Source organism: Litoribacterium kuwaitense, from assembly GCF_011058155.1.
GTDB classification, from domain to species: domain Bacteria; phylum Bacillota; class Bacilli; order Bacillales; family DSM-28697; genus Litoribacterium; species Litoribacterium kuwaitense.
This window is the reverse complement of sequence record NZ_JAALFC010000039.1, coordinates 16,783-30,875: the sequence shown is the minus strand read 5'-3', so window position 1 is coordinate 30,875 and position 14,093 is coordinate 16,783. Positions and strand designations below refer to the sequence as shown.

13 protein-coding genes are annotated in these 14,093 nt (G+C 40.4%); 10 read left to right on the top strand and 3 right to left on the bottom strand.

Annotated elements, in window-relative coordinates:
• Positions 1–288: 288 nt before the first annotated feature.
• From gshAB to G4V62_RS15720, 3 genes are all read right to left on the bottom strand, one after another.
• A complete protein-coding gene (gene gshAB / locus G4V62_RS15730; RefSeq protein ID WP_165203846.1) occupies positions 289–2,571 on the bottom strand; it encodes a bifunctional glutamate--cysteine ligase GshA/glutathione synthetase GshB in 2,283 nt (760 codons plus the stop codon).
• A 143-nt stretch (positions 2,572–2,714) separates the two neighbouring features.
• The gene (fghA, locus tag G4V62_RS15725; protein WP_165203854.1) at positions 2,715–3,548 is read right to left on the bottom strand and encodes an S-formylglutathione hydrolase; all 834 of its coding nucleotides are present in this window, start codon (positions 3,546–3,548) and stop codon (positions 2,715–2,717) included.
• A 4-nt stretch (positions 3,549–3,552) separates the two neighbouring features.
• Positions 3,553–4,668: an S-(hydroxymethyl)glutathione dehydrogenase/class III alcohol dehydrogenase gene (locus tag G4V62_RS15720; protein WP_165203844.1), complete on the bottom strand. Its 1,116-nt coding sequence runs from the start codon at positions 4,666–4,668 to the stop codon at positions 3,553–3,555.
• Between the two features lie 128 nt (positions 4,669–4,796).
• Between G4V62_RS15720 and G4V62_RS15715 the strand changes: the two genes are divergently transcribed.
• The 10 genes from G4V62_RS15715 (at position 4,797) to G4V62_RS20675 (ending at position 14,052) form a co-directional block, all read left to right on the top strand.
• Positions 4,797–5,126, top strand: coding sequence for a winged helix-turn-helix transcriptional regulator (locus G4V62_RS15715; protein WP_165203842.1), 330 nt, complete (start codon positions 4,797–4,799; stop codon positions 5,124–5,126).
• 343 nt (positions 5,127–5,469) lie between these two features.
• Positions 5,470–5,586 carry a hypothetical protein gene (locus G4V62_RS20035; protein ID WP_312855511.1) on the top strand — a complete coding sequence of 39 codons (117 nt, stop codon included), beginning with the start codon at positions 5,470–5,472 and terminating at the stop codon, positions 5,584–5,586.
• A gap of 502 nt (positions 5,587–6,088) precedes the next feature.
• Positions 6,089–6,964: a carbohydrate ABC transporter permease gene (locus tag G4V62_RS15705; RefSeq protein WP_165203840.1), complete on the top strand. Its 876-nt coding sequence runs from the start codon at positions 6,089–6,091 to the stop codon at positions 6,962–6,964.
• Between the two features lie 19 nt (positions 6,965–6,983).
• Complete coding sequence (locus G4V62_RS15700; protein WP_376768317.1) at positions 6,984–7,880, top strand: carbohydrate ABC transporter permease; 897 nt, start codon at positions 6,984–6,986, stop codon at positions 7,878–7,880.
• A 16-nt stretch (positions 7,881–7,896) separates the two neighbouring features.
• Complete coding sequence (locus tag G4V62_RS15695; protein ID WP_165203838.1) at positions 7,897–9,243, top strand: extracellular solute-binding protein; 1,347 nt, start codon at positions 7,897–7,899, stop codon at positions 9,241–9,243.
• A 330-nt stretch (positions 9,244–9,573) separates the two neighbouring features.
• Positions 9,574–10,170, top strand: a complete 597-nt coding sequence (locus G4V62_RS15690) for a histidine phosphatase family protein (RefSeq protein ID WP_165203836.1) — start codon at positions 9,574–9,576, stop codon at positions 10,168–10,170.
• Positions 10,171–10,175: 5 nt separating this feature from the next.
• Positions 10,176–10,364, top strand: a complete 189-nt coding sequence (locus tag G4V62_RS15685; protein WP_165203834.1) for a hypothetical protein — start codon at positions 10,176–10,178, stop codon at positions 10,362–10,364.
• A 486-nt stretch (positions 10,365–10,850) separates the two neighbouring features.
• Positions 10,851–11,720 (top strand): S-layer homology domain-containing protein, encoded by an 870-nt coding sequence (locus tag G4V62_RS15680; RefSeq protein ID WP_165203832.1) that lies wholly within the window; start codon positions 10,851–10,853, stop codon positions 11,718–11,720.
• Positions 11,721–12,043: 323 nt separating this feature from the next.
• Entirely contained in the window at positions 12,044–12,235 is a 192-nt protein-coding gene (locus tag G4V62_RS15675; protein ID WP_165203830.1) for a hypothetical protein, read from the top strand.
• Complete coding sequence (locus tag G4V62_RS20675) at positions 12,232–14,052, top strand: serine hydrolase domain-containing protein (protein ID WP_312855513.1); 1,821 nt, start codon at positions 12,232–12,234, stop codon at positions 14,050–14,052. Before G4V62_RS15675 ends, G4V62_RS20675 begins: the two co-directional genes overlap by 4 nt.
• Positions 14,053–14,093 lie beyond the last annotated feature (41 nt).

Here is a 14,093-nt window from a genome sequence, read left to right as displayed (position 1 = left end):
AAAAAGATGAAAGCAGAACAAATGTCCAAGGCAGCGTGAATTAAAGCACGATATATTTTAAAAAAACATGTAAAACACCAAGGGACTACTCTACACTTTTTTTAAAAAGGGACTTATGAAATTAACTCAAGTAGTAAACATTACTCAATCTCCTTTCTTTCTCTAATATTATTGTTTTACAACACACTTCACTTAAACCAGATTATTTTAACTCTGTCCTTACTCAGGACGCAATTCAACATGTTTGAGATTTGAACAGTCAATAACTTTATTACCAACCTGCGGCTACTAGTGTCCCTCATTTGACTGACTTTGTATTAGTTCAGGGAATAAATAATGTATGATATGCATCGTTAAACGTCGAGACGTTCCTTTATAGGGATAGATATGCATATACATGGATGGATTAAAGTTGGCTTCAATAATTCCATAAGCGTTTTTATTAGTTGCAGGAATTTCGGTATTTTCAATAATTAAATCGATACCACAAATTTTAACTCCAAGTGCGGCTACCGCATCCACGGCTATTTTTTTATAATCATCAGGAATTTGATCTGTCACATCAATCGAGTCTCCCCCGGTACTAATATTAGAGTTTTCTCGTAAATAGATAATTTCATCATTCTCTGGAATTGAATCCGTTCGATGCCCTTGAGCCTTAAGCATAAGATTCTCCAGTTCACCTAATTGAATACTTTCTAAAGGCGTCCTATGGTCTCTGCCTCGTAATGGGTCACGATTCTTTTGCATGACTAACTCTTTGATTGTATGTTTACCGTCACCTTTCACATTCGCAGGAACTCTTAATAAAACAGCATGAACATGATCATTTATTACAAAAAATCGATACTCTGTTCCATTAAGAAATTCTTCTACTAATATAGAAGCGTCTTCTTTAAATGCTAGTGTAATGGCTTTTTGATAATCTTCGTAACTGGCGCCTTCTTTGAAGATTGATATTCCTAATCCATAGTTTGTTGTTTTAGGCTTCACAACCAAAGGGTTGGCGGAGAAGAGTTCATAGGAATATAAAGCCTGTTCAATCGACTGAAATTCCTCACCTTTCGGCACAATGAGTCCATGTTGTTGAAGAATTTTCTTTGTTACAGTTTTATTTTCCATGATTAAAGTGGCAACATAATGATCTTTACTTGTCATATTACCATTCTTTACATATTCAACATGATCTTGTAATTTCAGCTTCAAAAATTGATCCTGTCGATCTAAGATTTCTACTTGAATTCCTTGTTGAATCGCATCAAACATTAAATTCTGAGTGGACAACTCTATGTCAGTAAATCCTGCTAATTGATAGGGTTTATCCCATGATTTTATATAATTTTCTCTAGCAATCGAAGTAGCCACTTGTCCTTGACTACTTTTTTGGCTTTCTGTATAAAGTCTTCCAGATAAAGTCTTGCTTGGGTCCATTAGCATTTCTCTCAGATGAGCAAATAACGTATTTGAAACAGGCAAATCTAAGGTCTTTACTAAATGTTCCATTTCATCAATGATATTTTTAGCATCTAGTTCAAACTTTGTATGCTCTAATGGATGCTCAAGAGCCACTATATCATTGTAAAAGTCGCCCATTTTTACCCATTCATCACAATGCTCCCCTTCATCTTTCCATAGTAAATAAATTAAGAAAAGGTGGAGGAATTCTGCTTGTTCATAGCTATATCCATACCTTTCGAAAGGATTTAAATCAATATTTCGCAATTCTAAATAGTTGACACCGTGCTCTTCCAAATCTGAAACATGATGTCCACCTCTTAAACGAACAGGTGAATAAAACTCTTTTTCTGCTGATAGAAGCCCTCTTTTAACCATCATAGAAATATCGGATACATAGTCATGTATACTGCAATATGACACTTTAACATCAACTGAATTTGTATAACCATATTTACTACTTCTAATGCTTCTTACTACTTCATTCAAAGAATCATCTTCAAAAAAATTCTTTTCACTACTAGGAGAAGCTCCATAAAAATAAGTGACTAACCATCGATAATGTAAATAGTTTCTTGCGACTTTTAGGTAAATCTCTGTTTTAAAATGCTGGTAATCTTTAATTTCCGATTGCGTGCTAAATAACGCCTGAATGAGCTCATCACCAAATTCAAAATTAAAATGAACACCACAAAGCATCTGTTTACGACGGCCATAAGAATCCGATAAAGATTGACGGTATCGAACATTTTCAGCATTTTTCAATTTCGCAATGACAATATCTTCGTCTTTCTCTGGTAACTTTGGCGGCATGCTTAACGGCCAAAGCATTTCATTCTCACCCATAGAACGATAAGCAACATCGTGGATCGCTGCTAAGTAATCAAACAGTTCGTCTAATGTCTCAGTAACAGGTGTGATCATTTCCATCTGTATTTCTGAAAAATCTCGCTGAATATACGGATGATCATCTCGTAGTGAAATACTTTTAGGATGATCTGTTTTAGCTAAATTTCCTGATAAATCAACCCGTTTACTTTCTTTTTCAATTCCATAACGGGCTTTTAATAAGTATGGTTTAACACAGTCATTGACTAGCATTCTTTTAAAATCCAATTTAAAGATAACCTCCAATTAGCTTACCCCATCTTCAAACCAAACCATTTCTTCTTTTAGACATTAAACTTAAATTGTAGCACATTCAGTTATCAAAAAATATCCACATTAATTTCAATGTGGATATTTTTCGTGAAAAAGAATTATCTTAAGGACTCCATATGAAAAGCGAAATGTTCCTCTAAGAAAGTAGCAATAAAGAAATAGCTATGATCATATCCGTCCATTTTCTTATAATTTACTATTTGGTGATGTTCTTGAGCGTTTTTTAGGAAAGTCGTTTCATCTAATTGTTGTGGATAAAACTCATCTTGAGTTCCTTGCGAAATGAGAATAGGCGGCAGACCGCTTTCTTTGACAAGTTCTGAAGCATCCCATTCTTTCCAAGACGTTTTATCTTCACCTAAATAAGAGGAGAAGGCTTTTATTCCCCATGGGACTTGGCTAGGGCTGACAATAGGAGAAAAGGCAGAGATCGCTTTGAATCTCGCAGCATTTTTCATGCCAATGACTAAAGCACCATGCCCCCCCATGGAATGCCCCATTATACTTTCTTCTCCTGAAAAATGAGGAATTAAATTTGACGCAATCGCTGTTAATTCATCGACGATATACGTATACATGTGATAATGCTTTGACCATGGGTCTTGTGTTGCATTTACATAAAAACCTGCCCCTTGTCCAAGGTCCCATGCTTCATCATCAGCAACATATTCTCCACGTGGTGAAGTATCTGGAATCATGACTGCCACTTGATATTTTTCAGCCAAACTTTGAAAGCCACTTTTTTGACTGAAATTATCATCTGTACAAGTTAAGCCAGATAGCCACCAAATAAGAGGAATTTTTTTCTCTTCTTCATTTGATGGTAAGTAGATACTAAATGTCATATCACATTGTAAGACTTCTGAATAATGGCGGTACTTACATTGTTCTCCACCGAAAGAATGATGCTTTTTAATTAGGTTAAGACTCATTTTCTCACTCTCCATATGTTAACATTGTACGGATTGACTCACCCTTATGAAGCAGATCAAATGCCTCATTAATCTCTGTAAAGTTTAAGTGGTGTGTGATAAACGAATCGATATCAATTTTACCATTCATATAATCTTCAACCATTCCTGGAAGCTGCGTTCTTCCTTTCACGCCGCCAAAGGCAGAGCCACGCCATACTCGACCGGTCACTAATTGGAATGGACGAGTATGAATTTCTTTGCCTGCGCCTGCTACACCGATAATCGTACTTTCACCCCATCCTTTATGACAACATTCAAGAGCAGACCTCATTACTTCAACATTTCCAATACACTCGAAGCTATAATCTACTCCACCATCCGTCATTTCAACAATGACTTCTTGAATTGGTTTATCAAATTTAGAAGGGTTTACAAAATCAGTTGCGCCCATTTTTTTAGCTAATTCAAACTTATCCTCATTTAAGTCTATAGCGATAATTCGGCTTGCTTTTGCTTGGACCAATCCTTGAACAGCGGCTAATCCGATGGCGCCTAAACCAAATACAGCTGTTACAGCTCCTTCTTCCACTTTTGCTGTGTTGTGTACAGCACCAATACCTGTAGTCACACCGCAGCCAAATAGACCAACTTTATCAAGCGGCGCTTCCTTGTCAATTTTTGCTAAAGAGATTTCCGAGACGACTGTATATTCACTAAATGTACTGGTTCCCATGTAATGATAAATAGGCTCTCCATTATAAGAGAAGCGAGTTGTTCCATCAGGCATTAAACCTTTACCTTGTGTTTCTCGTACAGCACTACATAAGTTTGTTTTTCCAGAACGACAGAATTTACATTCTCTACATTCAGCTGTGTATAGTGGGATAACATGGTCCCCAGGTTTTACTGAAGTCACTTCATCCCCTACAGCAACGACCACACCAGCACCTTCATGCCCTAGTACAGCAGGAAATACGCCTTCTGGGTCATCACCTGATAAGGTAAAAGCATCTGTATGACAGACGGAGGTATATAAAATTTTTACTAAGACCTCTTTTGCCTTTGGTTCTTCTACATCTATTTCTACAATTTGAAGTGGCTCTCCTGGCTTAAATGCAACAGCAGCTCTACTTTTCAATGGAATCCCTTCTTTCTTTTATTTTCTAATTTACTTTTTTATAATCACAACATATTATAATTGACTAGACAATACTGACGTTTTTGTCACTATAAACAAAATGATTATATAGAAGGAAGTGATTTTATATGATGATTCATTATAAAGAAAAAACTTTTTTCACTAGTAAAGATTTGGCTTTATCTGTTATAGGTGGACGTTGGAAAATAGCGATTATATGGTGTTTGCTCCAACAATCTCCATTAAGGTTAAGTGAAATACAAAAATACCTTCCCAATGTCAATCAACGTATGTTAATTAGACAATTAAGGGAATTAGAAGAAGATGACATCATTACTAGAGTTGTATACCCGGTAGTACCTCCTAAAGTAGAGTATCAACTAAGCGAAATTGGTTTACTTCTAGAACCTGTTGTAAATTCCATCTGTGATTGGGGAGAGGATTTAGAGAATTTTTAGAAAAAAATTCTGATAAAAAATCAAGTGAATAAAATGTAAGGCATTCTTTTGCAAGATCTACTCCATCATAACATAATGATCCATTTTACTACTCATGATAAGTACAGAAAACGATCGACGACGCACGGATTGGCTGACCGGCGGCTTTATGACAATTGGACATACGAAACGTTTTAAAGCTGCTGTGACACAGCGTTACGTTCGATTACGAACTGGATCAGCCTTTTAGGCGTCGGTGACATCGGATACTATTTTATAAAGTGGCTAATTCACGACGACTTGAATAATATCGACATACTTTGGGAGCATCCTCGTTGAAATCTGTAGATCAAATGGAAACCCATTGTTGGTCATCCTCAGTGAAAACGATCGACGTTGCCCGAGTGAACAGGCAGAACAGCTGTTTATCCAGCTAAAAAGAAGGGGAAAACAGCACAGCCGACTTTCTTCGCTTCCTTGAGGGGGGTCATAACATGTTCCCCATTTACGAGAAGAGAGGCTTGCTGCGAAAGCAAGCTGGTTTATACTTGTCAGCGGAAAGCAACAGGTCAGAAACAGCGTCCTCCCGTCAGCGTGTTGTCTTCCGGCGCTCGTCCTCTCATAAGCAAAGGATTCCATCGATTCTTTGTTCTGGGCTGACAAACATGTTCAAGCTAGGCTGAAAAGTCCTACATTAAATATCGTGTAGAAAAAACAAGTATAGGCTCAACGCACACTTTAAGACGTCCTGACATGAGGGCGTCTTTCTTATCGGTAAAAGGCGCTTAAGTGTGGACGTGCTGAAAAATAAAGGGGGCATGTTTTATATATTATTAAGAATGATCAGTGTGGTTGTCGCTTAAGCTATTAAAAAGGTTTGCAAAAGAATTTTTGAAATTATATTTTAGATATAACATTATAATGTAGACATGCAAATACTGTTGTGTTAATATTTTAAAAAAATAAAGAAAGGGAGGACAGCCATGCAACAGCTAAAGATACGACGCACTGATTGGGCTGGATGGATCTTCTCTCTACCGCTTGTCTTGGGGGTGGCGGGATTTGCTGTATATCCAATGGTTTACGCATTTATCATGAGCTTCCAGAAAGGCGAGCAGTGGGTCGGGTTAAGCAACTATATGTACGTTTTTCAAGACAGCATTTTCTGGAGGTCTCTTTGGAACACCATTTATATGGGGGCATTATCGGTATTACTCGGTGTAGGCTTGTCGTTTATCTTAGCCACATTAATCTATAATGTGACGTGGCCGAAATGGCGAAATTTTTTTAAAGCCGTTTATTTTCTTCCAAATGTTGTCTCTTTAGTTGCGACAAGTATTTTATTTTCACTCTTATTTTATCCAGATCAGCAAGGGCTTTTGAATTACTTCTTATCTTGGTTCGGCATTGATCCCGTCGGATGGTTTACCGATCCAAATGTCGCAAGATTCAGTATTGTTTTAATGACCCTTTGGGGAATGCTTGGGTATAATACGATTATTTTTCTTGCTGCGCTAACGAGTGTACCGAAAGAGCTTTATGAAGCGGCTGATGTTGATGGCGGAAACTTCTTTCAAAAATGGTGGTATGTCACGATCCCATTTTTAAAACCGATCATCATGTTTATGGTCATTATTGGAACAATTAATGGGATGAAACGTTTTACTGATATTTGGCTGATTGGAGGGACCGCAGGGAACCCCGGGGGATCTCTCATGACCTCAGTTTTATATATATACCGAAATGCCTTTGTTTCACCGCAGATGGGTGTGGCTACAGCAGCGTCTTACCTCCTATTTATTCTCATTCTCGGCTTTACGCTATTGCTCTTAAAAGTCAATAAAGACCCTAATCGGTAACAACTAAAGAGAGGTGATGATGATGAAAGCAACGAGCAGTGAAGCCTCACTCGTAACTGAGCAAACACAGACGCTGACCGTACGGCTGCGAAAAAAGAAGGGAAGTATTCTGCTTGTCGCATTGTTGCTTATAGGCTCAATTACTATGATCATCCCTTTTGTCTGGATGCTCATGACTAGTTTTGACTGGGAAGCACGGTTAAATATTCCTTTTCCTCCGCGATTTTGGCCAGAGGATTTTTCTTTAAAGCCTTATGAAGCCGCTTTCACAAATGTACCGTTGTTAAAATATATGCTGAATTCTTTATTGGTGTCGGTTGGTGTCATCGTCATCAGCTTGTCATCAGCACTTTTTTCAGGGTATGCCATTTCAAAGCTGCGTTTTAAGGGAGCCTCATTTGTCTTAGTGGCAGCGTTAAGCACGATGATGATTCCGTTTGAAATGACGATGATTCCTCAGTACCTTTTATTTGCGAATTTAAATTTGCTTGATAACTATTTGGCTTTTTATCTACCTGCGTTCAATTTTGCTTTCGGTACATTTTTATCTAAAGCGTTTATTGATCAATTGCCCGGTACATTGCGCGAAGCAGGCATTATTGATGGAGCAGGAGAGTTTCGGGTATTTTTCACTATCTTTTTACCTTTGTGTATTCCGATTATTTCGACGATGGCGATCCTTCAGTTTTTGGCGGTATGGAATGATTTGCTGTGGCCATTGCTCGTTTTATCGACACCAGATAAATATACAGTCCAGCTAGGTATGGCGATGTTTACGTATGATCAAGGGAATGCAAATTTACCGTCCATCATTATGGCCGCCACAACGGTATCGCTGCTTCCGGTCATTACGGTGTATCTCTTTTTACAAAAATATATTGTAGAGAGCATTGCGCAAACAGGCATTAAAGCCTAAAAAGGGGGATAAATGTATGAAAAAGTGGTTCGGTGTAATTGGTATGGCAGTGTTGCTACTCGTGTCGGCATGTTCATCAGATGATGCTACGTCGACCAACCCAGATGCAAAAGTGGTCAGGGTCGCTTTGGCAGGGTGGAATCTTGAGGATGGGCTGGATGCCATTACAGGAAACGAGACAAAAGGCTTGAATACATTTTTGGAAGAGTCGTTTTATCCTGACAACCCAGACATTAAGATGGAATTGACGACGGTGCCATGGGAGAATGCACAAGCGAAAATGAATGCGTTATTGCAGTCGGGGGACGTTGATGTCATCTACACAGGCGGGGCTTTTGCCTCGATGTACTCTAAACAAGGATTGCTTAGAGGACTTGATGATTTAATCGAACAAGATGATACCTTTGATTCGAGCATTTATCTCGAAGGGGTTTGGGAGGATTCTTACAGTACAAAATCATTTGATAAAGAAACGCATTTTGGACTTCCAGCTGTCCTTGGACGCCGAGTAACAATCTTCGACAAAAAGCTGTTTGACGATTGGGGCGTTGAATATTTATCAGAAAACCCAACGCCTGAAGAAGTGTTAGAGAAGGCCAAGCAGATGACGGGCACGAATCCAGTCACTGGTGAGCAAAACTACGGTCTTTGGTTTAATGGAACGGCAATAAACGGCTCAACGATTGTCGCGCTAAGCCATGCTTTAGGTGCAGCTGGCGCTGAAGGATCGCTTGCCGAGCCGGAAAATCTCGATTGGCAGCTCACTTCTCCGGAAATGGTCGAGGTCATGAATTGGCTTGGTGAGGCAGCTAAATATGCGCCGCCAGCCTTTATCAACGGTGAAGGTGCTGAAAACTTCGGGATGGAGGGAAATAACATCGGGATTGCGCTCGATCATGCTGGTTCGTCAACGATGAGTGAATTTAGAGAAAGCGGAGATACGACACTTCTTGAACGTTTTGCAGTGTCGAAAAACCTAGGACCAAATGGTGAAGGCTGGGTGGCTGTCGATCCGTTTATTATGGCAAAGGATGCCCAAAACGTTGATGCGGCATGGGAGGTCATGAAGTTTTTAGCGGGGCCAGAAGTACAAGAATATCGCTATGAAAACTTTACGGCGACACCGACGTTAGCGAATGCGGATTTCGTCAATGAAGAAGATAAGTATATGAAGGTCGCGATGGAAATTGCGGATATTGCCGAGACATCATTGTTAGATGAAGCGAATCCGTTTTTTACAAGTGACATCGTACCGGAAATCAATCGTTTTGTGAGTGAAGCGCACAATGGCAATACCCCAGACCCACAAGCGTTTCTGGAAGAACTGCAAAAGCGGGCAGAAGCTTGGTCAGCGAATCAATAGTTTATTTTGTTAAGAGACGTCCTTTCGGGGGCGTCTTATCTCTGTTTGTTGCGATCTCTGTCATCGTCTCATGCTCTTAGGAATCTTGTGTAATGCCTGCATATTTAGTTAGAATACGTGTCCAATATGCGTCTCTCAGCGCATCATGAATTGAATAAGTGGCAACATATTTTTTTCGTCTGGCAGAGGCGTTTTTTTAACGTGTAACGTATTTGCAAGGCTTGTCAACTTATCTGCTTAAAAGTTCACATTCCTGTGCGTTTTTAGGATTGTTTTTTGGTCATTAGGTTCGATACGATAAGAGAAGTGGTGAAAAGAGGTGATCAAGACATGACAAAAGTATTGCTCGTCCGCCATGGTGAAACAGATTGGAATCGAGAAGGAAGGGTGCAAGGGCGAACGGATATTCTATTGAATCATCGGGGGGTAAAGCAGGCAGAGTACTGTCGACGTGCTTTAAAAGACATGACGTTTGATTGTGTTGTGTCTAGTCCACTAGCTCGGGCACGGGAAACCGCTGCGTTCATTGCTGGTCCTCGCCAAATTATCGTAGAGGATGCTTTTATAGAGCGGCATTACGGTATGGCAGAGGGCTTGACCATTGAAGAATGCCGTCAAAGCTATCCTGATCGGCGCTATCCTTATGAGGAAACGTTATTCGCGATGCAAGAGAGAGTGATGAGAGGTCTTCACAAGCTGCATGAAGAATACCTAGAGCAGAAAGTGTTAGTTGTCACTCATGGAGGCGTTATCAATGGTGTTTTAGCTTTTGTCACGAAAGGTACTTATGGGTCAGGAAAAACTCGTTTAAGCCATGGCGGATTGACAGACTTGGAATGCATTGATGGTCACTGGATTGTACACCAGTTTAATGTTGTCAATCACCTTGATAGTAAAGAAATCAACTTGTCAAATGAAAAGAGGTGACGTTTATGTATCCTGTGTTATATACGCTGATCGGTGCCTTCGTGATTATCGCTCTTGTCGGCACGATCATGATCGGGTTTCGGCCAAAGGATCAGAAATACACGCCGAAAAAAAGCTTTATGTATTTAACGATTATTTATAGCATAACGTTATTGGCCATGCTAGGCTTATTCATCTATTGGCTATTATTTTAGCAACCATTATGAACGGTTCAGTTTAGATTTAAGGTTTTTTTAAGCATTACTTTGTTCCCTCTTTAATGACTGCCTATATAATAAGGTCATCGCATTGATTAAAAAGGTGTCAAGGGCTTCTCTGAGAAACCATTTGCGGTTCTCAAGCCCTAGGCATCTTTTCTATATCAAAGTAAAGGAGTGAGAGGGATGCGTCGTTGGTTAATGGCAGTATTCTTTGTAGGTGTACTTGGGATGGTCATGTTCGGTGTATGGACGACGTCGGATGAAAAGACCCCTCCAGGAACAGAAATCGAAGAGTCTATCTAAAAGAGTGCTTATCGCAGAAGCGTAAGGTTTTTGAGCCAATTCTTCAACACACATTTAAGCCAGTAAGTTTTGAAAGACAAGTGGTTGTAAATAAATTCACGATTGATAAAAAGTGTAACCTTTTTAAACGCCAATCGACTATATTGATGCAAGTGAAAAAAATATGAGGTGATCAACGTGAATAAAACAATGCAAATGATTTCAACAACTGCGCTTGCAACTGTCCTTTTCGTATCTCCTGTAGCCGCTTTTTCTGATACAGAAGGACATGAGCATGACGACGCGATTTCGGCTTTAGAAGAGGAGGGCGTCATTTCAGGGTTAGGAAACGGTGAGTATCATCCTGACGTGTCGTTAACTTACGCACAGGCGGCTACGTTGCTTGCACAAGGCTTGCCATTGCCGTCCAATTTCATGGCGGATTCTTCTAGCTGGTATGCTGAGGCAATGAATACGTTAGAATTTAATCATCTCGATCTAGAAGGATTGAATCCGAGCGATCCGATGACGCGTGAAGCATTTGGGAGCCTTTTGTTTGATGCTGTCGGCAAAACAGGAAACTATCCATTGACGAAACAATTTATTGTTATTAATGATGCAGAAGAAGCAACAGAAGCGTATGCTGGAAATCTTCAAGGACTGCTCATTAGCGGCATTGCTGAGTTGGATAAGGACGGAAACTTCTATCCGCAACGAGAAATCACTCGTGGAGAGGCGGCAAAATGGCTTTATGAAGCTAGAGAATATATTCAGAGATATGCAGACGCACCAGGACAAGTGGGTAGTGTAGAGGTTAGAGAAGAAGCCGTGGCCGAAGAAAATGAAGATGACATGAAGCAAGTAACTTTTACTGTACAGGCACCGACGGCAGGCTTTTCACTTGAAGTTGAAGATGTGCAGTATGAGGACGGCACTGCTCTTGTGACGTTAGCATTAATCGCTCCACCAGAAGATCGTGCTCAGGCCCAAGTCATTACAGACGTGTCTGTGACAGAGGATATTCAAAGCGATGCAGCTGTAAAAGTTGATGAGCTTAAAACACCTTAATGGAAGCGACGCTGAGGCGATAGATCGTTGACGAGCGCTTTCACTCTTCTTCGTTCCCTGATAAACGGAGGGTTCTATTCGAATCTTCGCTTATCTTCAGGCTAGGCTGACAAGCGTTTTTTTCAAGCTAGGCAGAAAAGCAGGAGAGTTACCAATATGGACAAAGTTGAACAAAGTCAATTTCGGCTTTGTCTATTTTTTTACGAATTGCTCATTTAGATCTATGAAAGATTCTTTTTACAACATATTGAAACTTCACTCTCTCCAATTTCGTAGTCTATAGTGTACAATATACTTAATAGTCTATGTCATAGGAGGATTTCATGAAGAAGATACATGTACATCGTCTCACGTTATTATTTTTTTCAATTGTCGTTACATTCAGTGCAATGGCTCCTCTATCCAATGTTTCCGCAGCAGAGAAAAAGGCGCTGACAGAGGAATCAGCACAGGCGTTTTTAGATGATTTTTTGCAGAGAGGCCAGCGCTCTTTACCGGAGCTGCGGTTTCAATAGTAAAGGACGGGGAAGTTTTAGCGGAATCTTCCTATGGTTATGCGAATAAAGAAGCAAATGAGGCGGTGGATGCTGAAAATACACTGTTTCGGGTAGCATCTGTTTCTAAAGTGTTTACAGCCGCGGCGGTGCTTCAATTGGTAGAAGAGGGTGCATTGGATATTGAAGATGATATACGTCTATATTTGCCAGGTATTCCTTTTGAAAATCCATACGATGAGCCAGTGACGATCGCCGATTTATTAGCGCATACGACCGGTTTTGAAGTGCGTGATCCTAAACAAACAGACATTCAATTTGATTTTGAGAAAAAAGTCTCTATTGAAGCGTATGTCAGAGAAAATATGCCACCTGTCCTTAGAGAGCCAGGCACATCATATTTATATGGTAACTTTGCTTCGCTACTACAAGGGCTAATTGTGCAAAATGTCAGTGGCATGCCGTTTGAAACATATATGGAGGAGCACATGTTTCAACCGCTAGGTATGGATAATAGTACGTTTGTGTTTGACGAAGACCTTGTGCCGAGAATGGCGACAGGTTATACGGGTCCGGATACACCGATGGAGCCATACACGATGCTACCAACTGTGATGCCGCATGGTGGTTTGCTGACGACGGCATCAGATATGAGCTTGTTTATGAATGCGTTTCTTGAGGGGACAGATGAGACACATGATGTTCTTTCAGAAGATGTAATTGAGGCAATGATTCCTTATCGCCAGCGTATTCATGAAACAATTCCCGATACTACGTATGGATTTGAAGCGCCATTCCAAATTCCTTTTGCTGGAAGCAGTGATGAGGTGATTACGAAAGCGGGAGATTTGCCAGGTTACTCATCCTACTTGTGGATGGTACCTGAAGAAGACATTGGCGTGTTTGTCACATCTACACAGAGCAGCACATTGCGAAATCAGCTGTATAACAAATTTATGGGCACCTTTTTGCCTGAGTTCACCAAGCCGTTGTCCTTTGAAGATTACCAGCCAACGAAAGAAGAACTGATGGCTTATGAAGGTCTTTACAACGACTTGCGGATGAAAAGTATCGTTCATGAGGTGACAGTCAACGAAGATGAGACGCTGACTTTTAAAAGTTCTTTGCTTGGTGAAAGCCTTCTGATTCCTGCTGCGCCTGATCTTTTTATGGATGAGGCAACTGGTTTGCTCGTTGCCTTCAATCGACAAGAAGGTTACGTTTCTTATATGAAGGAGCCATTTATCAATCCTTTGGGCTATTCAGAAAAAGGCGTGGAACCAAAAGGATTTCGTGATATTGCTGAAGACAGCCGGTTCACCCCGTATATTTTAAAGATGCAGTCGATTGGCATTTATGACAACGATCCAGATCAGTTCTTTCAGCCTGAAAAGCCGGTGACTCGGGGGGAGTATATTGAGCGTATGCTTCATGCAAGCGGTGTTCCTGAAAGTACAAATCCGGTACAGTTTACCGATGCCAAAGGTCACCCAGCGGCCGGATATATTCAAGCGGCTTATGAGCTAGGCTTAATAACCGGTACACCTGAAGGGGAATTTCACCCGGATGAGCCTATTGAACGAGAAGAAGCGGCGACGATTGTTTGGCGAAGCGTTGGACAAGTCTTGCCGGCCGTAAACGTCGATCACATTCAACTTACTGGAGAAGTGTCGCCATGGGCAGAACAGCCTGTGAAAGCAATGATTTCTCTAGGCTACTACGGACCTGAAGTAAGTGAAGAAAATGGGGTGTACAACTATCATTCAGAGCGCGCTTTAACTCGTCAAGAGGAAGCCGTCCAGTTATACAAATTGATGACAGAGCCAATATTTCATTAAGATTGAGAATGAGCTAAAGTGACCTCCACTGTGTCGAAGAT

What these genes read in the sequence shown, in the direction of transcription:
- fghA (WP_165203854.1), bottom strand. Translation starts at nt 3,548, where the DNA reads ATGAGTCTTAACCTAATTAAAAAGCATCATTCTTTCGGTGGAGAACAA.
- G4V62_RS15715 (WP_165203842.1), top strand. Translation starts at nt 4,797, where the DNA reads ATGATGATTCATTATAAAGAAAAAACTTTTTTCACTAGTAAAGATTTG.
- G4V62_RS15705 (WP_165203840.1), top strand. Translation starts at nt 6,089, where the DNA reads ATGCAACAGCTAAAGATACGACGCACTGATTGGGCTGGATGGATCTTC.
- G4V62_RS15700 (WP_376768317.1), top strand. Translation starts at nt 6,984, where the DNA reads ATGATGAAAGCAACGAGCAGTGAAGCCTCACTCGTAACTGAGCAAACA.
- G4V62_RS15695 (WP_165203838.1), top strand. Translation starts at nt 7,897, where the DNA reads ATGAAAAAGTGGTTCGGTGTAATTGGTATGGCAGTGTTGCTACTCGTG.
- G4V62_RS15690 (WP_165203836.1), top strand. Translation starts at nt 9,574, where the DNA reads ATGACAAAAGTATTGCTCGTCCGCCATGGTGAAACAGATTGGAATCGA.
- G4V62_RS15685 (WP_165203834.1), top strand. Translation starts at nt 10,176, where the DNA reads ATGTATCCTGTGTTATATACGCTGATCGGTGCCTTCGTGATTATCGCT.
- G4V62_RS15675 (WP_165203830.1), top strand. Translation starts at nt 12,044, where the DNA reads ATGAAGAAGATACATGTACATCGTCTCACGTTATTATTTTTTTCAATT.